The organism is Arenimonas sp. (genome assembly GCF_041913985.1).
Classification (GTDB): domain Bacteria; phylum Pseudomonadota; class Gammaproteobacteria; order Xanthomonadales; family Xanthomonadaceae; genus Arenimonas.
This window is the reverse complement of record NZ_JAYSEG010000018.1, coordinates 1-21,483: the sequence shown is the minus strand read 5'-3', so window position 1 is coordinate 21,483 and position 21,483 is coordinate 1. Positions and strand designations below refer to the sequence as shown.

Annotated in this window: 23 protein-coding genes and 1 tRNA gene; 12 read left to right on the top strand and 12 right to left on the bottom strand. The window is 70.8% G+C overall.

Annotation, left to right across the window (positions count from 1 at the left end; translation table 11 throughout):
• Positions 1–94: 94 nt before the first annotated feature.
• The 7 genes from ACE3Q2_RS07875 to cysK are packed head-to-tail and all read left to right on the top strand — an operon-like array spanning position 95 to position 4,863.
• Positions 95–631 (top strand): RNA polymerase sigma factor, encoded by a 537-nt coding sequence (locus ACE3Q2_RS07875; RefSeq protein WP_374473643.1) that lies wholly within the window; start codon positions 95–97, stop codon positions 629–631.
• 48 nt (positions 632–679) lie between these two features.
• Positions 680–1,087 carry a hypothetical protein gene (locus ACE3Q2_RS07870; RefSeq protein ID WP_374473642.1) on the top strand — a complete coding sequence of 136 codons (408 nt, stop codon included), beginning with the start codon at positions 680–682 and terminating at the stop codon, positions 1,085–1,087.
• A 7-nt stretch (positions 1,088–1,094) separates the two neighbouring features.
• A complete protein-coding gene (locus tag ACE3Q2_RS07865; RefSeq protein ID WP_374473641.1) occupies positions 1,095–1,952 on the top strand; it encodes a DUF692 domain-containing protein in 858 nt (285 codons plus the stop codon).
• Positions 1,939–2,706, top strand: a complete 768-nt coding sequence (locus tag ACE3Q2_RS07860; protein ID WP_374473640.1) for a DUF2063 domain-containing protein — start codon at positions 1,939–1,941, stop codon at positions 2,704–2,706. Before ACE3Q2_RS07865 ends, ACE3Q2_RS07860 begins: the two co-directional genes overlap by 14 nt.
• Before the next feature lie 10 nt (positions 2,707–2,716).
• Positions 2,717–3,208: a DoxX family protein gene (locus tag ACE3Q2_RS07855; protein ID WP_231695753.1), complete on the top strand. Its 492-nt coding sequence runs from the start codon at positions 2,717–2,719 to the stop codon at positions 3,206–3,208.
• Between the two features lie 23 nt (positions 3,209–3,231).
• Complete coding sequence (gene rnt, locus ACE3Q2_RS07850) at positions 3,232–3,876, top strand: ribonuclease T (RefSeq protein WP_231695754.1); 645 nt, start codon at positions 3,232–3,234, stop codon at positions 3,874–3,876.
• Positions 3,877–3,906: 30 nt separating this feature from the next.
• Positions 3,907–4,863, top strand: coding sequence for a cysteine synthase A (cysK, locus tag ACE3Q2_RS07845; RefSeq protein WP_231695755.1), 957 nt, complete (start codon positions 3,907–3,909; stop codon positions 4,861–4,863).
• 93 nt (positions 4,864–4,956) lie between these two features.
• Here the strand turns inward: cysK and ACE3Q2_RS07840 are convergent, their stop codons facing one another.
• Genes ACE3Q2_RS07840 through rnr form a run of 3 tightly spaced genes read right to left on the bottom strand, consistent with a single transcriptional unit; the run spans position 4,957 to position 8,435 of the window.
• Positions 4,957–5,259, bottom strand: coding sequence for a hypothetical protein (locus ACE3Q2_RS07840; RefSeq protein ID WP_231695756.1), 303 nt, complete (start codon positions 5,257–5,259; stop codon positions 4,957–4,959).
• Positions 5,256–6,011, bottom strand: a complete 756-nt coding sequence (rlmB, locus tag ACE3Q2_RS07835) for a 23S rRNA (guanosine(2251)-2'-O)-methyltransferase RlmB (protein ID WP_374473639.1) — start codon at positions 6,009–6,011, stop codon at positions 5,256–5,258. Before rlmB ends, ACE3Q2_RS07840 begins: the two co-directional genes overlap by 4 nt.
• A gap of 21 nt (positions 6,012–6,032) precedes the next feature.
• Entirely contained in the window at positions 6,033–8,435 is a 2,403-nt protein-coding gene (rnr, locus tag ACE3Q2_RS07830; protein ID WP_374473668.1) for a ribonuclease R, read from the bottom strand.
• 180 nt (positions 8,436–8,615) lie between these two features.
• Between rnr and ACE3Q2_RS07825 the strand changes: the two genes are divergently transcribed.
• Together ACE3Q2_RS07825 and ACE3Q2_RS07820 are read left to right on the top strand one after the other, a co-directional pair.
• A tRNA-Leu gene (locus tag ACE3Q2_RS07825) sits at positions 8,616–8,700 on the top strand.
• Positions 8,701–8,784: 84 nt separating this feature from the next.
• On the top strand, positions 8,785–9,279 hold the full coding sequence (locus ACE3Q2_RS07820) for a hypothetical protein (RefSeq protein ID WP_374473638.1): 495 nt from the start codon (positions 8,785–8,787) through the stop codon (positions 9,277–9,279).
• A 45-nt stretch (positions 9,280–9,324) separates the two neighbouring features.
• On the opposite strand, the gene ACE3Q2_RS07815 is transcribed toward ACE3Q2_RS07820, so the two are convergent.
• From ACE3Q2_RS07815 to putP, 8 genes are all read right to left on the bottom strand, one after another.
• A complete protein-coding gene (locus ACE3Q2_RS07815; RefSeq protein ID WP_374473637.1) occupies positions 9,325–10,617 on the bottom strand; it encodes an adenylosuccinate synthase in 1,293 nt (430 codons plus the stop codon).
• Positions 10,618–10,772: 155 nt separating this feature from the next.
• Positions 10,773–10,958 (bottom strand): DUF2065 family protein, encoded by a 186-nt coding sequence (locus ACE3Q2_RS07810; RefSeq protein WP_043805276.1) that lies wholly within the window; start codon positions 10,956–10,958, stop codon positions 10,773–10,775.
• 5 nt (positions 10,959–10,963) lie between these two features.
• Entirely contained in the window at positions 10,964–11,839 is an 876-nt protein-coding gene (gene hflC, locus ACE3Q2_RS07805; protein WP_374473636.1) for a protease modulator HflC, read from the bottom strand.
• A gap of 1 nt (position 11,840) precedes the next feature.
• Positions 11,841–12,953 (bottom strand): FtsH protease activity modulator HflK, encoded by a 1,113-nt coding sequence (gene hflK, locus ACE3Q2_RS07800; protein WP_374473635.1) that lies wholly within the window; start codon positions 12,951–12,953, stop codon positions 11,841–11,843.
• 66 nt (positions 12,954–13,019) lie between these two features.
• A complete protein-coding gene (hflX, locus tag ACE3Q2_RS07795) occupies positions 13,020–14,336 on the bottom strand; it encodes a ribosome rescue GTPase HflX (RefSeq protein ID WP_231695763.1) in 1,317 nt (438 codons plus the stop codon).
• Between the two features lie 15 nt (positions 14,337–14,351).
• Positions 14,352–14,630 (bottom strand): RNA chaperone Hfq, encoded by a 279-nt coding sequence (hfq, locus tag ACE3Q2_RS07790; protein ID WP_043805295.1) that lies wholly within the window; start codon positions 14,628–14,630, stop codon positions 14,352–14,354.
• Positions 14,631–14,703: 73 nt separating this feature from the next.
• On the bottom strand, positions 14,704–15,636 hold the full coding sequence (gene miaA / locus ACE3Q2_RS07785; protein WP_374473667.1) for a tRNA (adenosine(37)-N6)-dimethylallyltransferase MiaA: 933 nt from the start codon (positions 15,634–15,636) through the stop codon (positions 14,704–14,706).
• A 37-nt stretch (positions 15,637–15,673) separates the two neighbouring features.
• Positions 15,674–17,161 (bottom strand): sodium/proline symporter PutP, encoded by a 1,488-nt coding sequence (putP, locus tag ACE3Q2_RS07780; protein WP_231695765.1) that lies wholly within the window; start codon positions 17,159–17,161, stop codon positions 15,674–15,676.
• Between the two features lie 121 nt (positions 17,162–17,282).
• On the opposite strand from putP, the gene ACE3Q2_RS07775 reads away from it, so the two are divergent.
• The 3 genes from ACE3Q2_RS07775 (at position 17,283) to ACE3Q2_RS07765 (ending at position 20,492) form a co-directional block, all read left to right on the top strand.
• On the top strand, positions 17,283–18,362 hold the full coding sequence (locus ACE3Q2_RS07775; RefSeq protein WP_374473634.1) for an alkane 1-monooxygenase: 1,080 nt from the start codon (positions 17,283–17,285) through the stop codon (positions 18,360–18,362).
• A gap of 322 nt (positions 18,363–18,684) precedes the next feature.
• Positions 18,685–19,584 carry a hypothetical protein gene (locus ACE3Q2_RS07770; RefSeq protein ID WP_374473633.1) on the top strand — a complete coding sequence of 300 codons (900 nt, stop codon included), beginning with the start codon at positions 18,685–18,687 and terminating at the stop codon, positions 19,582–19,584.
• Positions 19,581–20,492, top strand: a complete 912-nt coding sequence (locus ACE3Q2_RS07765; protein WP_374473632.1) for a hypothetical protein — start codon at positions 19,581–19,583, stop codon at positions 20,490–20,492. The genes ACE3Q2_RS07770 and ACE3Q2_RS07765 overlap by 4 nt, the downstream gene beginning before the upstream one ends.
• Here the strand turns inward: ACE3Q2_RS07765 and folP are convergent.
• Positions 20,489–21,385 (bottom strand): dihydropteroate synthase, encoded by an 897-nt coding sequence (gene folP, locus ACE3Q2_RS07760; RefSeq protein WP_374473631.1) that lies wholly within the window; start codon positions 21,383–21,385, stop codon positions 20,489–20,491. The two genes, ACE3Q2_RS07765 and folP, sit on opposite strands and share 4 nt — an antisense overlap.
• Positions 21,386–21,483 lie beyond the last annotated feature (98 nt).

Genomic DNA, 21,483 nt, shown 5'->3' with positions numbered 1-21,483 from the left:
AACTAAACCCGGCATCACGACCGCGAATCCTCCGGCCCTTGTGGGGACACTTAGGGGACATGACGGCAAGGCCATTCCCGGCCATGCTCACCCCGTGGAGTCGACCATCCCCATGCTGCAGGCACTGGACTGGACCCAGGACCTCGAGGCGGCCCGCGCCGGCGACCGCCCGGCGCTCGAACGCGTGCTCGGCCGTTCCCGCCAGGACCTGCGCCGCTACGCCGAGCACCACTGCGTGGTGAACGACGTCGAGGATGCCGTGCAGGAGTCGCTGTTCACCGCCTCGCGGCGGCTGGCCGACCTGCGCCAGCTCGAGTGCTTCGCCTCCTGGCTGTTCCGCATCGTCAAGCGCGAGTGCAACCGCCTCAAGCGCGGCCTGCGCGCGCTGCGGCAGGAGCCGATCACCGAGGACATCGCGGCGCCCTGCACCATCGAACACCGCGGCCTGGCCCGCGACCTGGCCGCGGCGATGCAATCGCTGCCGGCGCACTACCGCGAGATCGTGCTGCTGCGCGACCTCGAGGGCCTGACCATCGGCGAACTCGCCGACCGGCTGGGCATCACCCGCGAAGCCGCCAAGGCCCGGTTGCACCGGGCGCGTGCGCTGGCCCGCGAATACCTTCACGATTGACCCGCGGGCCCGCCCGCACCATTGAAGCAAACCTAGGGAGCAACCCAGATGTCCAAGAAAACCCTGAAACCCGTCGTCCTGGCCGCCGGCGCCGTCATGCTCGGCTCGATGGCCCTGGCCAACTCCGCCTTCGCGATGACCGGCCTCGCCCAGGGTTACCTGGTGGCCGCCAGCGACGCCAAGGCCGAAGAAGGCAAGTGCGGCGAAGGCAAGTGCGGCAGCGGCGCCGCCGGCGAAGCCACCGGCGACAAGGCCGAGGAAGGCAAGTGCGGCGAAGGCAAGTGTGGCGAGGGCAAGTGCGGCGCCGCGGGCGACGACAAGGCCGGCCACGAGGGCAAGTGCGGCGAGGGCAAGTGTGGCGAAGGCAAGTGCGGCAGCGAAGGCGCGGCCGAGGGCGAGGACAAGGCCGGCCACGAAGGCAAGTGTGGCGAAGGCAAGTGCGGCGGCAACGGCTGACCACGCGATGACGGCCACGCGCCACCTGTCGCCGATGGCCGCCGGCCTCGGCCTGCGGCGGGCCCTGCTGGGCCCGCTGCAGGCCGCGGCGCCGGGCGACTTCGACTTCCTCGAATGCGCGCCCGACAACTGGATCGGCGTGGGCGGGCGCTACGGCGCCGCGCTGCGCGATCTTTCCTCGCGGCACCCGCTGGTCTGCCACGGGCTGTCGCTGTCGCTGGGCGCGGTGGAGCCCTTCGACGACACCTACCTGCTCAAGCTGCGCCGTTTCCTCGACGAGCACCGCGTGCCCGTCTTCAGCGAACACCTGAGCTACTGCAGCGACGACGGCCAGCTCTACGACCTGATGCCCATCCCCTTCACCGAGGAAGCCGTGCACCACGTGGCCGGCCGCATCCGCCAGGTGCAGGACGCGCTGGGCCGCCGCATCGCGGTGGAGAACATTTCCTACTACGCCGCGCCGTACCAGGCGATGGCGGAGATCGACTTCGTCAACGCGGTGCTGGCCGAGGCCGACTGCGACCTGCTGCTGGACGTGAACAACGTCTTCGTCAACGCCATCAACCACCGCTACGACCCGCATGAATTCCTGCGCCGCCTGCCGGGCCAGCGCATTGCCTACTTCCACATCGCCGGCCACTACGACGAGGCCGACGACCTGAAGGTGGACACCCACGGCGCGCCGGTGAAGCCGGACGTGTTCGCCCTGCTCGACGAAGCCTGCACCCTGTTCGGCCCGCGCCCGGCCCTGCTAGAGCGCGACTTCAACTTCCCGCCCTACGCCGAGCTGGTGGCGGAAGTGGCCCAGGTGCGCGCCGTGCTGGCGCGGCACGCGCCGGCGAAGGCCCGCCATGCCCGCGCCTGAGCGCCTGCGCGCGCAGCAGTTCACGCTGGCCGCGCACCTGCGCGACCCGGCCGGCGCCGCGCCGCCGCCGGGCATCGAGGAGCGCCGCCTGCAGGTCTACCGCGACCTGTTCTACAACAGCGTGCAGTCGCTGCTGGCCGGCAATTTCCCGGTCATCCGCAAGATCCTCGGCGCCGATGCCTGGCACACGCTGGTGCGCGACTTCTACCGCGAGTACCGCTGCGCCACGCCGCTGTTCCCCGAGCTGCCGCGCGAGTTCATCCAGTACCTGCAGGAGCGCGCCGAGGCCGGCCGCGGCGACGCGCCCTGGCTGGTGGAACTGGCGCACTACGAATGGGTGGAGCTGGCGCTGGACCTGAGCGAAGCGAGCGCCGACGACATACCGCACGACCCGGCCGGCGACCTGCTCGACGGCGTGCCCCTGCCCTCGCCCCTGGCCTGGTCGCTGGCCTATGCCTGGCCGGTGCACCGGCTCTCGCCGGAACACCAGCCCGAGGCCCCGCCGGCGCTGCCGACGCTGCTGCTGGTGCAGCGCGACGCCGGCTTCAAGGTGCGCTTCAACGAACTCAGCCCGCTCACTTTCCGCCTGCTGCAGCGGCTGTCGGAATTCCCGCAGGCCAGCGGGCGCGAGCAGCTGCAGGCCCTGGCCGCCGAGGCCGGCGCCACCGACCTTCCCGCCTTCATCGCCCAGGGCCAGGCCATGCTCGCGCAGCTGCGCGAGAGCGGCGTGCTGCTGGGCACGCGACCCACCTGAGGAGAACACCATGGTTTCGAAAGCGATCGAACGCTGCAGGGCGTTCGGCGAGCGGCTCGATGTTGCCGGCGTCTGGCTGGCGCCCCTGGGCCTGCGGCTGCTGCTGGCCTGGGAATTCTGGGAAGCCGGCGTCGAGAAGCTGCAGGGCGAGAACTGGTTCGGCGCCATCGCGCACAAGTTCCCCGCGCCCCTGCACCTGCTGCCCGCCGACCTGAACTGGACGCTGGCCACCTGGGCCGAACTCATCGGCGCCGTGGCGCTGCTGCTGGGCCTGGGCACGCGTTTCTTCGCCTTCGTGCTGATGGGCGTGACCGTGGTGGCGATCGCCTCGGTGCACTGGCCGGCGGACTGGGGCTCGCTGGCCGAGCTGGCGAAGGGTTATGCCATCACCGACCGCGGCTTCGGCAACTTCAAGCTGCCGGTGCTGTTCCTGGCCATGCTGCTGCCGCTGGCCCTGCGCGGCCCCGGCCGCCTGAGCCTGGACGCGCTGCTGGCCCGCTGAGGCAGAGTGGTATCCTGCGCGGCATGGAAAACAGCCCCCTGCCGCGCATGGCCGAACGTTTCCGCGGCTTCCTGCCCGTGGTGGTGGACGTGGAGACCGGCGGCTTCGACTGCACCCGCCATGCCCTGCTCGAAATCGCCGCGGTGCCGATCGAGCTCGACGGCGACGGCTATTACGTGCCCGGCGACACCGTGAGCAGCCACGTCGAACCCTACCCGGGCAGCGAAATCGACCCGCGCTCGCTGGAGGTCACCGGCATCCGCCTCGACTGCCTGCTGCGCGGCGCCCTGCCCGAGCGCGAGGCGCTGGACCACGTGTTCGCCAAGGTGCGCGCCGCGGTGAAGCGCAATGGCTGCCAGCGCGCCATCCTGGTGGGCCACAACGCCCACTTCGACCTCGGTTTCCTGAACGCTGCGGTGACGCGGGTGGGACACAAACGCAACCCTTTCCACCCCTTCAGCACCTTCGATACCGTTACCCTAGCCGGCATGGCCTATGGCCAGACCGTGCTCAGCCGCGCGGTGCAGGCGGCCGGACTGCCATGGGATGGCGACCAGGCGCACTCGGCGGTGTACGACACCGAGCGCACGGCGCAGCTGTTCTGCGCGGTGCTCAACCGCTGGCGCCAGTTCTCCGAACAGGACCTCGCCGCCGCGCACCAGGACTGAGCGTTCGTTCCCCACTCCCGGGAGACCGCGATGATCCACGACAGCATCCTCGGCACCGTCGGCGACACGCCGATCGTCCGCATCAACCGCCTGGCGCCGGAAGGCGTCACCATGTACGCCAAGCTCGAGTACTTCAACCCGATGTCCTCGGTGAAGGACCGGCTGGCCACGGCCATCATCCTCGACGCCGAGGCCTCGGGCGCGCTCAAGCCCGGGCAGATGGTGGTCGAGGCCACCTCGGGCAACACCGGCGTGGCGCTGGCCATGGTGTGCGCGGCGCGCGGTTACCCCTTCGTGGCCTTCATGACCGAGACCTTCTCGGTGGAGCGGCGCAAGCTGATGCGTGCGCTGGGCGCCAAGGTCATCCTGACGCCGGCGGCCGAGCGCGGCAGCGGCATGGTCAAGCGCGCGCGCGAGTTCGCGGAAAAACACGGCGCCTTCCTGGCCCGGCAGTTCGAGAACCCGGCCAACCCGGCCTGGCACCGCGCCACCACCGGCCCCGAAATCCTGCGTGATTTCGCCGGCAAGCGGCTGGACTGGTTCGTCACCGGCTACGGCACGGGCGGCACGATGACCGGCGCGGGCGAAGTTCTGAAACTCGCGCGCCCCGGCCTGAAGATCGCCGCGACCGAACCGGAAGGCGCGGCGCTGCTCTCGGGCAAGGACTGGCAGCCGCACAAGATCCAGGGCTGGACCCCGGACTTCATCCCGGCGGTGCTCAACCGCGAGATCTACGACCTGATCGTGCCGGTGGGCGACGTCCAGTCGCGCGACACGGCGCGGGCGCTGGCGATGCAGGAAGGCATCTTCTGCGGCATCTCCGGCGGCGGCACCTTCGCCGCGGCGCTGGAAGTGGCCAAGACGCTGGAGCCCGGCAGCGTGGTGCTGGCCATGATCCCCGACACCGGCGAACGCTACCTCAGCACCTTCCTCTTCGAAGGCATCAACGAGGGCAGCGACGACGAGTGGCTGGCCTCGCTGGGTTGAGGCACGGGTTCGAACGCGGATCAGATCGGATTGAAGCGGATAAGAGCGAATCAATCGGATCTGATCCGTTTCAATCCGATCTGATCCGCGTTGTTAAGGCGAACTGCCACCATCGCGAGGCCGGCGGAAGCGAGCGGCGCGGGCCTTGAGGCCGCGCCAGAGGCCGTAGCAGCTGATGGCGATCCAGGCCAGCTGCATGATGGTGGTCGAGATGACGTCGCGGAAATCCGGCCCCGGCCCGAAGATCGACACCAGGATGAAGACAGCGCCGAACAGGTTGGCCAGCTGGTAGCCGAGCGCATCCCCCGCCAGGCGCCCGGCCTGGAGCAGGAAGAACGAGGCCAGCACGAAGCCCACGCCCGCCAGCCCGACGAAGTCGTACCACTGCAGGCTCACGGCTTCGCCCCGCGCTGGCGCACGGCCTCGAACAGGGCCACGCCGGTAGCCACGGAAACGTTGAGGCTTTCCATCTCGCCCGGCATCGGGATCTTCACCAGCCCGTCGCAGTGCTCGCGCGTGAGCCGGCGCATGCCCTCGCCTTCGCCGCCCATCACCAGGGCGATGTTGCCGGTGAGGTCGATGGCGTGGATGGGCGTGGTGGCTTCGCCCTCGAGGCCGTAGATCCACACGCCCATTTCCTGCAGCGCACGCAGCGCGCGCGCCAGGTTGGTGACGCTGACCACCGGGATGCGGTCGGCCGCGCCGGCCGAGGTCTTGCGCACGGTGGCGTTGATCGGCGCCGCCTTGTCCTTGGGGATCACCACGGCGGTGACGCCGGCCGCGGCCGCGGTGCGCAGGCAGGCGCCGAGGTTGTGCGGGTCCTGCACGCCGTCGAGCACCAGCACCAGGGCGTTGCCGCCGGCTTCTTCCACCAGCCTCGGCAGTTCCTTCTCGTCGGTGGGCTTGGCCGCCTCGTAGCGCGCGATGGCGCCCTGGTGGCGCAGGCCGCCGGCGATGCCTTCAAGCGACTGCAGCGGGATGCGCCGCACCGGCACGTCGCGCCGGCGGGCGGTTTCCTCGATCTCGGTGATGCGCGGGTTCTTGGCACCGGCCTCGAGCAGCACTTCGCGCACGTGCTCGAGGTCGTGTTCCAGCGCCGAGGCCACCGCGTTGATGCCGGCGACCCAGTTGTCCTTCTTGCTGCTCATGCGTTCGGTTCCTCGCCGGGCTTATTCAGCCCAGGCCTTCTTCTTTTTCTTCGGCGCGCCTTCCGGCACCACCAGCCTGAAATCAATGCGCTTGTCCTCGACGCTCGCCTTGAGCACCAGCACCCGCACCGGGTCGCCGAGGCGGAACTTCAGGCCGGTGCGTTCGCCGGCCAGGCTGCGCCGCAGCGGGTCGAAATGGTAGTAGTCGTGCGGCAGCTGGGTCACGTGCACCAGGCCGTTGACCTTGGAGCCGGCCAGCTCGACGAACAGGCCGAAGTTGGTGACGCCGCTGACCACGCCGTCGAACTCGTCGCCGACGTGCTTTTCCATCCAGGCGCTGCGGTAGCGCTCGTCCACCTCGCGCTCCACCTCGTCGGCGCGGCGCTCCATTTCCGAGCAGTGCAGCGACAGGGCCGACATTTCCTTGGCCGAGTAGCGGTAGCCGTCCGGGTCGCCGTGCAGCAGCGCGTGCTTGATCGAGCGGTGCAGCAGCAGGTCGGGGTAACGGCGGATCGGCGAGGTGAAGTGGGCGTAGGCCTCCAGCGCCAGGCCGAAGTGGCCCAGGTTGTCGGTCTGGTACACGGCCAGGCTCTGCGAACGCAGCAGCACGGTTTCCAGCAGCGGCGCGTCGGGGCGGACCCGGATCTTGCGCAGCAGCTGGGTGAAGTCGCGCGGCTGCACCCGCCCCCAGGGCGGAAGGCTCAGGCCGAACTCGGAGAGGTACTCGAGCAGGTCGGCGTACTTGGCCTCGGGCGGGCGCGGGTGCACGCGGAACGGCGCCGGCACCTGCCTGGAAGTGACGAACTTCGCCGCCTCCACGTTGGCGGCGATCATGCATTCCTCGATCAGCTTGTGCGCGTCGTTGCGCTCGAGCATGCCCGCCTGCACCACCTCGCCCTTGTTGTCGAGCACGAAGCGCACCTCGCCCGACTCGAACTCGATGGCGCCGCGGCGGTTGCGCGCCTTGGCCAGCACCTTGTACAGCTGGTGCAGGCGCTGCACCTGCGGCATCAGCGAGCCGACCTGGGCGATGGCCTCCTGGCCGGCCTCGGTGTCGCCCTCGCCCACCGCCTTCCAGACCTGGGTGTAGGTCAGGCGCGCGTGCGAACGCATCACCGCCTCGTAGAACTTCGAGCGGATGACGTTGCCGTCGAAATCCACCTGCATGTCGCAGGCGAAGCACATGCGCTCGACCTTGGGCATCAGCGAGCAGATGCCGTTCGAAAGCGTCTCGGGCAGCATCGGCACCACGAAGCCGGGGAAGTACACCGAGGTGGCGCGCTTGATGGCTTCGTCGTCCAGCGCGGTGCCCGGGCGCACGTAATGCGACACGTCGGCGATGGCGACGATGAGGCGGAAGCCCTCGGCGTTCGGCTCGCACCAGACGGCGTCGTCGAAGTCCTTGGCGTCCTCGCCGTCGATGGTGACCAGCGGCACCTTGCGCAGGTCGACGCGGTTGCGGGTTTCGTCGGCGGGCACCTCCACCGGCACCAGCGCGGCCTCGGCCAGCGCCTCGCGCGGGAACTCGTGCGGCAGGTCGTGGCCGTGGATGGCGGCCTGCACCACCAGCGACGGCGTCAGGCGGTCGCCCAGCACCAGCAGGATGCGGCCGATGGGCGGGCGGCCGTTCTCCGGCGGAGCGGTCACCTCGACCACCACCAGCTGGCCTTCCAGCGCGCCGTTGCGGTCTTCCGGCGGGATCAGCACTTCGGTCAGCACGCGGCGGTCGTCGGGCACCACCATGCCGATGCGCGCACGCTCGCCGTAGCGGCCGGTGAGGCGGGTCAGGCGGTGCTCGAGCACCTCGACGATGGCGCCCTCGCGGCGGCCGCGGCGGTCGACGCCGGTGACCGAGGCCAGCACGCGGTCGCCGTGCAGCGCCTTGCGCAGTTCGCCCGGCGGCAGGAACAGGTCTTCGCCGCCGTCGTCGCACTTGAGGAAGCCGAAGCCGTCGGGGTTGGCGATGACGGTGCCGGCGACCAGGTCGAGCTTGCGCGCCACGGCGTAGCCGCCACGGCGGTTCATCAGCAGCTGGCCGTCGCGCAGCATGGCCGCCAGGCGGCGGGACAGCGCGTCGAAACGGTCGGGCGCGGTGAGGCCGAGCTCGCGGGCGATTTCCTCGGCGGTGAGCGGGCCGGGGCCGTCGGCCAGCAGGTCGGCGATGGCCTCGCGGCTGGCGATGGGGTTTTCGTATTTGGCGGCCTCCCGGGCGGCCATCGGGTCGGCGCGGAACGGGACCGGGGCGCCGCGGCGCGGCTTGCCGGCGGCGGCCGGGGCGGCGTGGGCGGGCGCGGCGGGCTTGCCGGGGCGCGGACCCTTGCCGGGCTTGGCCGGCCCACTGGCCGGCTTGGCGGCACGGGGCGCCTTGGGGCCCTTGGCGGGCCTGGCTTTCGGTTTCGACGCGGCGTGCGCGCTCTCGGGCATCCAGGGCGGCAGCTTGCCGGTCGTGGCTTTTTTCTTCGGGGGTTTTGTCATATCCGGGCATGGTACACCCCGGGGCCTGTACCGCCCCGCGTCGCGGCGCGTTCCGGCGCCGCCGGCATTGACAAGGCGTGGCCCGACCTTTAAATTACGCGGCTCTTGTCGCCCTGCGGCGAGACACCTGCCCAGGTGGCGGAATTGGTAGACGCACTAGTTTCAGGTACTAGCGGGTAAAACCGTGGAGGTTCGAGTCCTCTCCTGGGCACCATCTTCGAAAAGCCCCGCTCCGGCGGGGCTTTTCATTTGCGGCGCCGCGGCTAGTATCGGGCTTTCCCCTCACGGAAGGCCCCGCATGTCCCGATTCCGCGCCGCCCTGCTGCTCGCCAGCCTCGCCCTCGCCCTGCCCGTCGCCGCCAAGCAGGAGGAACAGCCGCGGCTGCAGCTGGGCGCCGACGCCACCCGCGCCGAGCTGGCCGAACAGCGTGCCCGCATCGAAGCCGCCCTGCGCACCGAGGCCTATGCCGAGTTCAGGCGCACCGACCGCACGGACCTGTCCGAACGCCTGGACGCGCTGGAGGCGGCCCTGCCGGAACAGGGCGCGCTGGCCGAACTGCCGCCCGAGAACCAGGCCTGGGTGGGCTCGGAGCAGGAAAAGCTCAACAAGCTGCTCGACCGCGCCTACGCCGACAGCCGCGTCACCTGCGTGCGCCAGGAGCAGATCGGCAGTTCGATGCGCAAGCGGGTCTGCACCACGGCGGCGCAGCGGCGCCGCAGTTCGGACGAGATCCGGAACCTCTCGCGCGGCGTCGGCCGCGAGGAGTCGGTGGGCGCCGAGCCGGCCAACTGAGGCCGGCCACGGGCAAGGCGCCGGCCCGGGGGCCGGCGCGAAGGCTCAGGCGAACGGGTCCTGCAGCACGATGGTGGATTCGCGGCCCGGGCCGGTGGACACGATGGCCAGCGGGCAGCCCGCCAGCTCTTCCAGCGCGCGCAGGTAGGCGCGGGCCGCCGGCGGCAGCTTTTCCCACTCGGTGATGCCGGCGGTGGACTCGGCCCAGCCCGGGAATTCCAGGTACACCGGGGTGCACTCGTCCCAGCCGGCGGCGTCCAGCGGCGCATATTCGGTGCGCTTGCCGCGGTATTCGTAGGCGATGCAGATCTTCAGCTTTTCCATCCCGTCGAGGATGTCGAGCTTGGTGATGCACAGGCCGGTGATGCCGTTGATGGCCACCGCGCGCTTGAGCGCCACGATGTCCATCCAGCCGCAGCGGCGCGGGCGGCCGGTGGTGGCGCCGTATTCCTGGCCGCGGTCGCGGATGCCCTGGCCGACGTCGTCGTTGAGCTCGGTCGGGAACGGGCCACCGCCGACGCGGGTGGCATAGGCCTTGGCGATGCCCAGCACGTAGTCGATGGCGTCCGCGCCCACGCCGGTGCCGGCCATGGCGCCGCCGACGGTGGTGTTGGACGAGGTGACGTAGGGATAGGTGCCGTGGTCGATGTCGAGCAGCGAACCCTGCGCGCCCTCGAACATCACGCGCTTACCCTGCTTGCGCAGCTCGTGCAGGATGCCGGCCACGTCGGCCTTCATCGGGTCGACATAGGCGCCGAAGGCCAGGGCCTCGTCGAGCGTCTTCTGGAAGTCGACGGCCTCGACGCCCAGGTACTTGGTGAGCACGAAGTTGTGGTAGTCGAGCGTGTTGCGCAGCTTTTCGGCCAGCTCGTTCGGGTAGGCCAGGTCGGCCACGCGCACGCCGCGGCGCGCCACCTTGTCCTCGTAGGCCGGGCCGATGCCGCGGCCGGTGGTGCCGATGGCCTTGCCGCCGGCGGCCTTTTCGCGCGCCTGGTCCAGGGCGATGTGGTACGGCATGATCAGCGGCGTGGCCGGGCTGATCTTCAGGCGCGAGCGCACTTCCACGCCGTTGGCCTCGAGCTCGCCGATTTCCTTCTGCAGCGCGGCCGGGCTGAGCACCACGCCGTTGCCGATCAGGCACAGCGCGCCTTCGCGCAGGATGCCCGACGGAATCAGGTGCAGCACGGTCTTCTTGCCGTTGATCACCAGGGTGTGGCCGGCGTTGTGGCCGCCCTGGAAGCGCACGACGGCGCCGATTTCCTCGGTGAGCAGGTCAACGATCTTGCCCTTGCCCTCGTCGCCCCACTGGGCGCCCAACACCACGACCGACTGACCCATGACCCTGAACTCCGGAAGATAAGGATGGCGGCGGGGCGACGCGTGCGGGCCGCGGACGGAGGCCCAGACATGGAAAAAGCCGGAGGTCGCCCCGGCTTTGGGAAATTATCCCGGTTTTGGCCGGCCGGGGCTACCCCGGCGGCCCGGCCCGCCCGCTAGCCGCGGACGAACTGCAGGGCCAGCAGGCCCAGGCCCACCATCACGGCGCCGGCCACCCGCAGCGGCTGCTCGCCCAGGGCGAGCAGCTGGGCCACCGCCCGCTTCCACGCGCCCGGGGCCGCGAACAGCAGCAGCCCCTCGAGCACCAGCACCAGGCACAGCGCCGCCGACAGGTCGGTCATGGCGCTCAGCGCTTGTCGCTGCCGAAGTAGCGCAGGAACTCCGAATCCGGGTCCAGCACCAGCACGGTCTGGCCGTCGGCCATCGAGTTACGGTAGGCCTCGAGGCTGCGGTAGAAGGCGTAGAACTCCGGGTCCTGGCCGTAGGCCGCGGCGGCGATCTCGGCGGCGCGGGCGTCGCCCTCGCCTCGCAGCTTCTGGGCGTCGCGCTCGGCCTCGGCGATGGTCACCTGGCGCTGGCGGTCCGCTTCGGAACGAATGGTCTCGCTCTGCTCCACGCCCTCGGCGCGCAGCTGGTTGGCCACCTGGGTGCGTTCGGTGCGCATGCGGCCATAGACCGTGTCGAGGATGGTGCTGTCCTCGGGCAGGTTGATGCGCTTGATGCGCACGTCCACCACTTCCACGCCCAGCGAGCCGGCGCCGGCGTTCACCGCGGCCAGGAAGCTGCCCGAGAGCTCGGCGCGGCCGGCCGACACCACTTCCTGCAGCGTGCGCTGGTTGATCTCGTTGCGCAGGGCGTTCTTGACGATGGGCGTCAGGCGCTGGCGGGCGGCTTCCTCGCTGCCGCCGCTGGCGGCGCGGTAGTAGGTGGCCACGTCCTTGATGCGCCACTTCACGAAGAAGTCGACGCTGACGTCCTTCTTCTCCGCGGTCAGGTAGCGCTCCGGGGCGTCGTCGAGCGACAGGATGCGCTGGTCGAACTTGCGCACGTCCTCCACCAGCGGCCACTTGAAGTGCAGGCCGGGCCTGAGGTCGGCGCGGGCGACCTTGCCGAGGTTGAGCACGATGGCCGTCTGGCCCTCGTTGACGATGAACACCGAGCCCATGGCCGCGAGCAGCGCGGCGACGGCGATGAAAACGGCGAGCGTGAATCCACGGCTCATGTCAGCGGCCTCCCTGGCGGCGCTCGGGGCGCGGCGTGGCGTTGTCTTCCGGCGCGGCCTGGGTGGCCGGCATGCGGATCACCGGCGCCTCGGCCGGCGCGGTGGCGCGCTGGCCGGCGCCGGCGGTGCCGCCCAGCGGCAGGTACAGGATGTTGTTGTCGTCGCCCGCCATCACCTTCGGGTTGGCGGACAGCACCTGCTGCATGGTCTCAAGGTACAGGCGCTTGCGCGTGACCTCCGGCGCCTTGCGGTACTCGGCGGCGAGCAGGCTGAAGCGCTCGGCGTCACCTTCGGCGCGGGCGATGGCCGCGGCGCGGTAACCCTCGGCCTCGGTGCGCATGCGCGCGGCGACGCCGCGGGCCTCGGGGACCACCTTGCTGGCGTAGGCGCGGGCCTCGTTCTCGATGCGGTTCTTGTCCTCGCGGGCGCTGATGGCGTCGTCGAAGGCCTGCTTCACTTCCTCCGGCGGGCGTGCGTCCTGCAGGTTGAAGTTCACCACCGTGAGGCCGGTCTGGTAGAAGTTCAGCGACTCCTGCAGGCGGTCCTTGGCGGCGATCACCAGCTCGGCGCGGTCGAACAGCACCGTGTCCATGTTGCTGCGGCCCACCACCTCGCGCACGGCGCTCTCGGCGGAATCCTTCAGCGTCTGCTCGGGATTGACCGAGCCGAACAGGAACAGGCGCGGGTCGGTGCGGCTGAACTGGGCGTTGAACTTGATGTCGATCAGGTTCTCGTCCTTGGTGAGCACGCGCACCTGGTCGGTGATCTCCACCACTTCGGTGGCGGGCACCACGTACACGGTTTCGATCGGCCACGGCCACTTGAAGTTCGGGCCCGGCGCCATGACGCGGTTGAACTCGCCGAAGCGCAGCACCACGCCGCGCTGGCGCTCGTCCATCAGCTTGAAGCTGTTGAACACCAGCCAGATGCCGACCAGGCCGACCACCCACGGCAGCGGGTTGAAGCCGCCCTGCGAGGAGGCGCCGCGGCCACCGCCGCCGCTGCCGCCGCCGAACATGCCCTTGAGGCGGTTCAGGAAGGCGTCGACCTCGTTGCCGGGGTCCTTGCCCTTCCAGGGATCTTGGTTGCCTTTGCCAGGCTGGTTCCAGGCCATGTGGTGCTCCGTGGCGCGCTTCCGGGGCCGGCGGGCTGGCGGGGGCCAGGGCCGGGGAATCGCGCGTCAGTCAGTGTCGGGATTGTAGGTAGGGGCGTCGGGGGTCACAAGCAAGAGCGCGGACAGCGGATGCCCGCCGGGCTCGGCCGCCAGCCTTTCTGCCACGGCGCGCGGCAAGTCCAGGTCAAGGCGCCAGCCGGACTCGTCCGTTGACTCCGCCTTCACGGCCCCGGCCTCGTGCAGGCGGGCGCGCAGGCGGCCCTGCCCCGGGTCCAGCTGCAGCGTGGCGTGCAGACGGCGGTCCAGGAAACGGTCGGTGAGCAGTTCGCGCAGCAGGCCCAGGCCCTCGCCGGTCTTCGCCGACAGCCAGACGCGCTCGCGCCCTTCCACCGGCGGGTCGCGGCGCGGCGCGGCGCCTTCGATGCGGTCTATCTTGTTGAACACCAGCACCTGCTGGATGTCGCCCGCGCCGATCTCGGCCAGCACCGCGTCCACCTGGCCGATGCGTTCGTCGCGCAGCTCGTCGGCGGCGTCCACCACGTGCAGCAGCAGGTCGGCGTCGCGGGCCTCGGAGAGCGTGGAGCGGAAGGCCGCCACCAGCTCGTGCGGCAGGTCGCGCACGAAGCCCACGGTGTCGGACAGCACCAGCGGCGCCACGCCCTCGATGCGGCGCGTAGTGGGGTCGAGCGTGGCGAACAGGCGGTCGTCGGCGTACACGCCGGAACCGGTGAGCGTATTGAACAGCGTGGACTTGCCGGCGTTGGTGTAGCCCACCAGGGCCACGCGCGGGATGTCGTTGCGCATGCGCGCGCGGCGCATCTGGGTGCGCTGCACCTGCACCTTGTCCAGGCGCGCCTGCAGCGACTCGAGCTTCTTCTGCAGCATGCGCTTGTCGAGCTCGAGCTGGGTCTCGCCCGGGCCGCGCAGGCCGATGGCGCCGCCGCGCTGGCGCTCGAGGTGGGTCCAGCCGCGCACCAGGCGCGTGGCCCAGTGCTTGAGCTGGGCCAGTTCCACCTGCAGCTTGCCTTCGTGGCTGGCGGCGCGCTGGGCGAAGATGTCCAGGATCAGGCCGGTGCGGTCCACCACGCGGCGCTTGAGCGCACGCTCGAGGTTGCGCTCCTGGCCGGGCGTGAGCAGTTCGTTCACCAGCACCAGGTCGGCCTGGGTGGCTTCGCAGGCCGAAAGCACCTCGTCGAGCTTGCCGGTGCCGATGTAATACGCCGGGTGCGGGCGTTCGACGCGGGCGGGCACGGTGCCCACCACGGTGGCGCCGGCCGAACGGGCCAGCTCGGTGAATTCCTCGAGGCGGGACGGATCCTGCTGGCCGGGCGGATGCGGCTGGACCAGCAGGGCGCGTTCGCCCTTGCGGGCGCGCTCAAACATCAGTCACCCGGACGCTCAATCGTCCTGGCCCGCCTCGTCCTCGTCGTCGCCACCGGCGGACGCGACCTGGCCACCGCCCGGCCCCACGCGCACGTTGCGCGCCGGCACGACGGTGGAGATGGCGTGCTTGTAGACCATCTGGCTGACGGTGTTGCGCAGCAGGACGACGAACTGGTCAAAGCTCTCGATCGTGCCCTGCAGCTTGATGCCGTTGACCAGGTAGATCGAGACGGGGATGCGCTCGCGGCGCAGGGCGTTCAGGAAGGGATCCTGGAGGGATTGGCCTTTGGACATGCGGTTGGACTCCATCTTCTTATTGTGGCGCGCCAGCTGGCGCGATTTGCGGCCAAAGGGTCCGGGCCGCGAGTCAGGGCAGTCTAGCAGCCCCGGGTTCGGGCGCACGGGCGAGGAACAGCGCCAGCGCCCGTTCCAGCCCGTCCCGGTCGGTGGCCGGGTCGAACCAGCGGGCGTCGAGCCGCGCGCGTAGCCAGGTGAGCTGCCGCTTGGCCAGCTGCCGCGTGGCGGCGATGGCTTCCTCCCTGAAGGTGGAGGCATCCGTGCGGCCTTCAAGGTGGGCCCAGGCCTGGCGGTAGCCCACGGCCCGCATCGAGGGCAGGTCCGGGTGCAGGCGCGGGTCGGCGCGCAAGCGGCGCACTTCGTCCAGGAAACCCTCGGCCAGCATCTGGTCGAAGCGGTGGGCGATGCGTTCGTGCAGCACCGCGCGGTCGGCCGGCGCCAGCACCAGCCGCAGCACGCGGAAGGGGAAGCGCCGCGGTGCGCCGGCCCGCTGCCAGTCGCTGATGGGCCGGCCGGTGAGCCGGAACACCTCCAGCGCGCGGGTGATGCGCTGGGCGTCGGCAGGCTTGATGCGCTGGCCGGCGTCCGGGTCCACCGCCGCCAGCTCGGCGTGCAGGGCCGCCCAGCCGCGCTCCGCGGCCTCGCGCGCGATCTGCTCGCGCTGCGCCGGGTCGGCCTCGGGCAGGTCCGAGAGGCCGTCGAGCAGCGCGCTGAAGTACAGGCCGGTGCCGCCCACCAGCAACGGCACCCGGCCGCGCGCGGCCAGGGCCTGCATGGGCGGCAGCGCCTCGCGGGCGAAATCGGCGGCGGAAAACACCTCGTGCGGGTCGCGCACGTCCACCAGGTGGTGCGGGGCGAGTGCGCGGGTGGCGGCGTCGGGCTTGGCGGCGCCGATGTCCAGGCCCCGGTAGACCAGGGCCGAATCCACGCTGATGACCTCGGTGCCCAGGCGCTGGGCCCAGTCCACGGCCAGCGCGGTCTTGCCCGAGGCCGTCGGGCCCATCAGGGCGATGGCCGGCGGGCGGGTGTCCCGCACGGGCTCAGGCGCCGCTGCGGCGCAGTTCGCCCTGCACCGAATCGAACAGCCCTTCCATCGCCGGCGAGGGCGGCCGGCCCAGGCGGCTGACCACCACGATGGCCAGGGCGGCGAAGGCCACGCCCGGCACCATCTCGTACAGCCCGGTGCCCAGTTGCTTCCAGCCGATCACGGTGGCGGCGCCGACCAGCATGCCGGCCAGCGCGCCGTTGCGGGTCATGCGCTTCCAGAACAGCGACAGCACCACCACCGGCCCGAAGGCGGCGCCGAAGCCGGCCCAGGCGTAGCTGACCAGGCCCAGCACGCGGCTGTCGGGGTCGGCGGCCAGCCAGATGGCCAGCAGGGCCACGCCCAGCACGGCCAGGCGGCCGACCCAGACCAGTTCGCCCTGCCCCGCGCCGGGCCGCAGGAAGCCCTTGTAGAAGTCTTCGGTGATGGCGCTCGAGCACACCAGCAACTGGCAGCTCAGCGTGCTCATCACCGCCGCCAGGATGGCCGAGAGCAGGATGCCGGCGACCCAGGGATTGAACAGCAGCGTCGAGAGCTCGATGAACACGCGCTCGGGGTTGGCGCCGACCGCCGCGGCCTTGTCCGGGTTCGCCTGGAACCAGGCGATGCCGAAGAAGCCCACGGCCATGGCGCCGGCCAGGCACAACACCATCCAGGTCATGGCGATGCGGCGCGCGGCCGGGATGGTGCGCACCGACTCGGCCGCCATGAAGCGCGCCAGGATGTGCGGCTGGCCCACGTAGCCCAGGCCCCAGGCCAGCAGCGACACCACGCCCACCACCGTGGCGCCCTTGAAGAAGTCGAGGTTGGCCGGGTTCACCTGCTCCACCAGCGCCAGGCTCTCGGCCGGGCCGCCGGTGCCGATGATCACGAAGATGGGCGTGAGCACCAGCGCGAAGATCATCAGGCTGGCCTGCACGGTGTCGGTCCAGCTCACGGCCAGGAAGCCGCCGATGAAGGTGTAGAGGATGGTGGCGGCGGCGCCGTACCACATGGCCTGCGCGTAGGGCACGTCGAACACCGACTCGAACAGGCGCGCGCCGGCGACGATGCCCGAGGCGCAGTACACCGCGAAGAACACCAGGATGATCGCCGCCGAGACGATGCGCAGCAGCTTGGCCTTGTCCTCGAAGCGGTGGGTGAAATAGTCCGGCAGGGTCAGCGCGTTGTTGCTGCGCTCGGTGTACAGGCGCAGCGGCGCGGCCACGAAGCGCCAGTTGGCCCAGGCGCCGATCACCAGGCCCACGGCGATCCAGGCTTCCGAGATGCCGCTGGCGTAGAGCGCGCCGGGCAGGCCCAGCAGCAGCCAGCCGCTCATGTCCGAGGCGCCGGCCGAGAGCGCGGTGACGAAGCTGCCCAGCGAGCGCCCGCCGAGGATGTAGTCGTCGAAGCTGCGGGTGTAGTACCAGGCCGCGAAACCGATGCCGACCATGCCCAGGATGTAGATGGCGAAGGTGATGTGCAGCGGGGACGTCAGGTCCATGGCGACTCGTCGGGTGGCTTGGGCGGGGGCTAGCTTAACGCCATCGCCGGGCCGGCCGCGCGCTTGCGGGCCGGGGGCCCGGGCGTATGCTGGCGGCCAGGCCACCGGGAGCCCCGCGACCATGCCCACGGGCAAAGCCCTCGCCTTCCTGCTCGTCTTCGTCGTGCCGGCGCTGATGCCCGCCGCGGCGTGGCTGGGCACCGTCACCGGCCGCCCCGACCTGATGGCCTGGTTCCCGCTGCTGTTCCTGTTCGTGCTGCTGCCGGCGGCCGATTACGCCCTGGGCCACGACCCGGTGAACGTGGCGCCGGAACGCGAACGCGAGGTGGCGCTGCGGCCCTGGTTCAAGGCCCTCACCCTGGCCTGCCTGCCGGTGCAGCTGGCCGTGCTGGCCTGGTCGGCGCACTGGTTCGCGCATGCGGGCTTCGGGCCGGTGGGCGTGGCCGGCTGGCTGCTGTCGCAGGGCGTGGTGGGCGGCATCCTGGCCATCAACACGGCGCACGAACTGATCCACAAGGACGGCCGGCTCGAGCCCGCGGTGGGCGGCCTGCTGCTGGCCAGCGTGGGCTACCACGGCTTCAAGATCGAACACGTGCGCGGGCACCACGTGCACGTGTCCACGCCGGAAGACGCCTCGAGCGCGCGCTTCGGGCAGTCGCTCTGGCACTTCCTGCCGCGGGCGCTGTGGCGCAACACGCTCAGTGCCTGGCGGCTGGAGGCGGCGCGCCTGCGCGGGCTGGGCCTGCCCGCCCTGCACTGGCGCAACGAGATGATCGGCTGGACCGCCGCCTGGCTGGCGCTGGCCGGCGCGATGGCGGCGTGGCTGGGCCCGGTGGGCCTGGCCTTCTTCCTGCTGCAGGGGCTGTTCGCGGCGGGCTCGCTGGAGATCATCAACTACATCGAGCACTACGGCCTCGAACGCCGGCGCGGGCCCGACGGCCGCTACGAGCGCACCACGCACCTGCACAGCTGGAATTCGGACTACGCGCTGTCGAACCTGCTGCTGTTCCAGCTGCAGCGCCATTCCGACCACCACGCCTTCCCCAGGCGGCGCTACGCCATCCTGCGCCACCACGCCGACAGTCCGCAGCTGCCCGGCGGCTACGCGGCGATGTTCGTGCTGGCCCTGGTGCCACCGCTTTGGCGGCGGGTGGTGGACCCGCGCGTGCGCGCCTTCCACGCGGCGCGCTCGCCGGCGTGAGCATGAATCCACAGGGCCTGTGGATAGCCGTCGGGACAAGCCTGTGGGCGAAGCGCTGCGCGCCTTGCGTGGCAAGGCCTGCAGCGGGTTTGGCCAGTTTTTGACCAGCCGCCGCGCGCGATCCACAGGGCCTGTGGACAAGCCTGGGAGAACTCCTGTGGATGGATCGCCACCAGGCAGGCGGGGCGCGGGTGTCAACCCGATTGGTCATTGCGTGACCAGCCCGGCGCACGAAATTTTCTCGCGCCGCGGCTTGGCGCGGGTCTTCGGGAGCCACTAAGGTGTAGGCATCGTGTCCCGGCACGCTGGCCTGGAGCGCTCCATGTTCAAAAACTTCCTCGGCGCGGCCGCAGTCGCCCTCGCCGCCACGCCCGCCCTCGCCTGCACCCCGGTCGCCAGCCTGCCGGCGGTGCTCGACGCCCCGGGCAATTACTGCCTGGCGGGCGATCTTTCCACCGCCATCAGCCAGGGCGCGGCCATCACGCTCGCCAGCGACGACATCCACCTGGACTGCGGCGGCCTGAAGATCGAGGGCAGCGCCGCGGCCGCGACGACCTCCGCCACCGGCATTGCCGCGGGCCAGCATGACAACGTGCAGGTGTGGCGCTGCACCGTGCAGGGTTTCCGCACGGGCATCGTCGCAGGCACCGACGCCGGGGGCGGCAACGCCCCGGTCGGCATCGTGCTGCGCTCCAACCGCGTCATCGGCAACCATGCCGGCGGCATCGTGGTGGCTGCGCGCTCGGCCCTGGTGCGCGACAACCAGGTGCTCGACACCGGCTACACCAGCACCTCCACCGACCCCGTCGTCGCCATCCGTGCCAGCGGCACCGTGGACGTGCTGTCGAACCAGGTGGACGTGCTCTGGGAGCCGGAAGGCGTGTTCGCGCCGGTCATCGGCATCGCCGTCGACGGCAGCCAGGGCGGCGTGGTCGCCGACAACCAGGTGCGCGGCCTGTTCTCGCGCGTGTCGCGCGTCGGCATCCGGGTATCCGGCCCGGGCTACGCGACGCTGCAGCGCAACTTCGTTGCCGCGCACTTCCCTTCCCCTGCCTCCAACGACACGGCTTTCGAATGCGTGGACGCGCTGGGCGTGCTCGACGGCAACCAGGCGGCCGCGTTTGAAACCGGCAACTCCGGCTGCCGCGATGCCGGCGGCAACATCTTCACGGAAACCAAAGCCGCCGGCCCGGCCGCGGCCAAGCCCGGAGTCGTGCGATGAACCGTCTCGTCAAAACCGCCGTGTCCGGATCCTTGCTGCTCTGCGCTTCGGTGGCAGGCGCGCAGGCGTGCACCGTCATCGACACGGCGCCGGTCGTGATCAACCAGCCGGGCCGCTACTGCCTGGACGCCAACCTGGTGGTGCCCACGATGCCCTACGGCTCGGCGATCACCATCGAGGCCAACCACGTCACGCTGGACTGCCGCCACCACGCCATCATCGGCCCGCCGGCCGAAGGCGACGGCGACGCCCCGAACATCGGGGCGGTCCGCGGCCGCAACAGCAACAACCTGGCGGTACGGAACTGCGTCGTTCGCGGGCTGCCGGCCGGCATCGCGGTCGGCACCCACGGCACCGTGTTCCAGCCGCCCCTGGGCGTGGTGGTCGAAGACAACCACCTCGACGGCGGCCGCATCGGCGTGCATGCCGAAGGCGGCATCATTCGCGGCAATACGCTGGTGCGCAACCTGTACAGCGCGATTTCCACCCAAGGCAACGTCGACATCATCGACAACACCGTGGACGGCGTGCACGACCCCGAGGGCAGTGCCTGGGCCATCTCCGTGCTCGAAAGCCAGGGCTCGGTCATTTCCGGCAACCGGATCCGCAACGTCAGCGGCGCCTCCGGCGAGTCCTTCGGCATCGTCACCAGCTACTTCCAGGGCTCCAACGCGATCTCCCTGCGGGACAACGTGGTGACCAACGCCGGCCAGACGCAGGGTGCCGCCGTCCTGTGCAATCCGGGCGACAGCGCCGGTTACGAGGTCGCCACCGGCAATCTCTGGCTTGGTTTCGCCACCGGCACGTCGAACTGCGTCGATGGCGGCGGCAACCGCGCCCTCCAGGCGCCGGTTCGGCAGGTGGGCGGTGAAACGACCAAGCGCCTGGGCGCACGCGCGGCGAACTAGTCGTCGTCGGGCCAGCTGATCGACGGTTTCGCCGGCGTCGCCTTCGGTGCCGGCTGGGCCGCCACGGCGGCCCATAGTTTCAGCGCATCCACGGTGGCCGCGACGTCGTGCACGCGCAGGATGCGGGCGCCGTATTCCGCGGCCAGGACGGCGGCGGCCACCGAGGCATGCAGGCGTTCGCCGACCTCGCGGCCGGTGATTTCGCCCAGGAAACGCTTGCGCGAGAGGCCCGCGAGCAGCGGCAGGCCCAGGTCGAGCAGGCGCGACTGCTGGCGCAACAGCAGCAGGTTGTGGGCGGTGGTCTTGCCGAAACCGTAGCCCGGGTCGAGCACCAGCGATTTCTTCGGGATGCCGGCCATCTCGCAGGCGAAGATGCGCTCGGCCAGGAAACGGTGCACCTCGCCCACCAGGTCGTCGTAGGCCGGGGCGCCCTGCATGGAGCGCGGCTCGCCCTGCATGTGCATCAGCACCACCGGCACGCGCGCGGCGGCGGCGGCCTCGAGCGCGCCCTCGCGGCGCAGCGCGTACACGTCGTTGATCAAACCGGCGCCGGCGGCGACCGCGGCGCGCATGACCTCGGGCTTGGAGGTGTCGACCGAGATGGGCAGCGAGGTTTCCCGCGCCAGGCGCTCGATGACCGGGATGACGCGGCGCAGCTCCTCGTCCAGCGGCACCTCGCCGGCGCCCGGGCGGGTGGACTCGCCGCCGACGTCGAGCAGGTCGGCGCCTTCCGCCGCCAGCCGCAGGCCGTGGGCCACCGCGGCCTCGGTGGTGTCGTGGGCGCCGCCGTCCGAGAAGGAGTCGGGCGTGACGTTGACGATGCCCATGACGCGCGGCACGTCGAGCCTAAGGATGCGGCCGGCGCAATCTAGCTGGGGAACGAGGTCGAACATTTTTGAACCCCCGGAAACAATGCAGGAGCGGCTGGTGCCGCGCCTCGGGACGGGCCGGGCAGCGGCGCGGGGCGCGCGCCCCCACGATTTCACGCGCG

What these genes read in the sequence shown, in the direction of transcription:
- hflX (WP_231695763.1), bottom strand. Translation starts at nt 14,336, where the DNA reads ATGTTTGAGCGCGCCCGCAAGGGCGAACGCGCCCTGCTGGTCCAGCCG.
- ACE3Q2_RS07865 (WP_374473641.1), top strand. Translation starts at nt 1,095, where the DNA reads ATGACGGCCACGCGCCACCTGTCGCCGATGGCCGCCGGCCTCGGCCTG.
- ACE3Q2_RS07765 (WP_374473632.1), top strand. Translation starts at nt 19,581, where the DNA reads ATGAACCGTCTCGTCAAAACCGCCGTGTCCGGATCCTTGCTGCTCTGC.
- hfq (WP_043805295.1), bottom strand. Translation starts at nt 14,630, where the DNA reads ATGTCCAAAGGCCAATCCCTCCAGGATCCCTTCCTGAACGCCCTGCGC.
- folP (WP_374473631.1), bottom strand. Translation starts at nt 21,385, where the DNA reads ATGTTCGACCTCGTTCCCCAGCTAGATTGCGCCGGCCGCATCCTTAGG.
- ACE3Q2_RS07820 (WP_374473638.1), top strand. Translation starts at nt 8,785, where the DNA reads ATGTCCCGATTCCGCGCCGCCCTGCTGCTCGCCAGCCTCGCCCTCGCC.
- ACE3Q2_RS07855 (WP_231695753.1), top strand. Translation starts at nt 2,717, where the DNA reads ATGGTTTCGAAAGCGATCGAACGCTGCAGGGCGTTCGGCGAGCGGCTC.
- rnt (WP_231695754.1), top strand. Translation starts at nt 3,232, where the DNA reads ATGGAAAACAGCCCCCTGCCGCGCATGGCCGAACGTTTCCGCGGCTTC.
- ACE3Q2_RS07815 (WP_374473637.1), bottom strand. Translation starts at nt 10,617, where the DNA reads ATGGGTCAGTCGGTCGTGGTGTTGGGCGCCCAGTGGGGCGACGAGGGC.
- miaA (WP_374473667.1), bottom strand. Translation starts at nt 15,636, where the DNA reads ATGGGCCCGACGGCCTCGGGCAAGACCGCGCTGGCCGTGGACTGGGCC.
- cysK (WP_231695755.1), top strand. Translation starts at nt 3,907, where the DNA reads ATGATCCACGACAGCATCCTCGGCACCGTCGGCGACACGCCGATCGTC.
- ACE3Q2_RS07860 (WP_374473640.1), top strand. Translation starts at nt 1,939, where the DNA reads ATGCCCGCGCCTGAGCGCCTGCGCGCGCAGCAGTTCACGCTGGCCGCG.
- hflK (WP_374473635.1), bottom strand. Translation starts at nt 12,953, where the DNA reads ATGGCCTGGAACCAGCCTGGCAAAGGCAACCAAGATCCCTGGAAGGGC.
- ACE3Q2_RS07770 (WP_374473633.1), top strand. Translation starts at nt 18,685, where the DNA reads ATGTTCAAAAACTTCCTCGGCGCGGCCGCAGTCGCCCTCGCCGCCACG.
- ACE3Q2_RS07870 (WP_374473642.1), top strand. Translation starts at nt 680, where the DNA reads ATGTCCAAGAAAACCCTGAAACCCGTCGTCCTGGCCGCCGGCGCCGTC.
- rlmB (WP_374473639.1), bottom strand. Translation starts at nt 6,011, where the DNA reads ATGAGCAGCAAGAAGGACAACTGGGTCGCCGGCATCAACGCGGTGGCC.
- hflC (WP_374473636.1), bottom strand. Translation starts at nt 11,839, where the DNA reads ATGAGCCGTGGATTCACGCTCGCCGTTTTCATCGCCGTCGCCGCGCTG.
- ACE3Q2_RS07810 (WP_043805276.1), bottom strand. Translation starts at nt 10,958, where the DNA reads ATGACCGACCTGTCGGCGGCGCTGTGCCTGGTGCTGGTGCTCGAGGGG.
- putP (WP_231695765.1), bottom strand. Translation starts at nt 17,161, where the DNA reads ATGGACCTGACGTCCCCGCTGCACATCACCTTCGCCATCTACATCCTG.
- rnr (WP_374473668.1), bottom strand. Translation starts at nt 8,435, where the DNA reads ATGCCCGAGAGCGCGCACGCCGCGTCGAAACCGAAAGCCAGGCCCGCC.
- ACE3Q2_RS07775 (WP_374473634.1), top strand. Translation starts at nt 17,283, where the DNA reads ATGCCCACGGGCAAAGCCCTCGCCTTCCTGCTCGTCTTCGTCGTGCCG.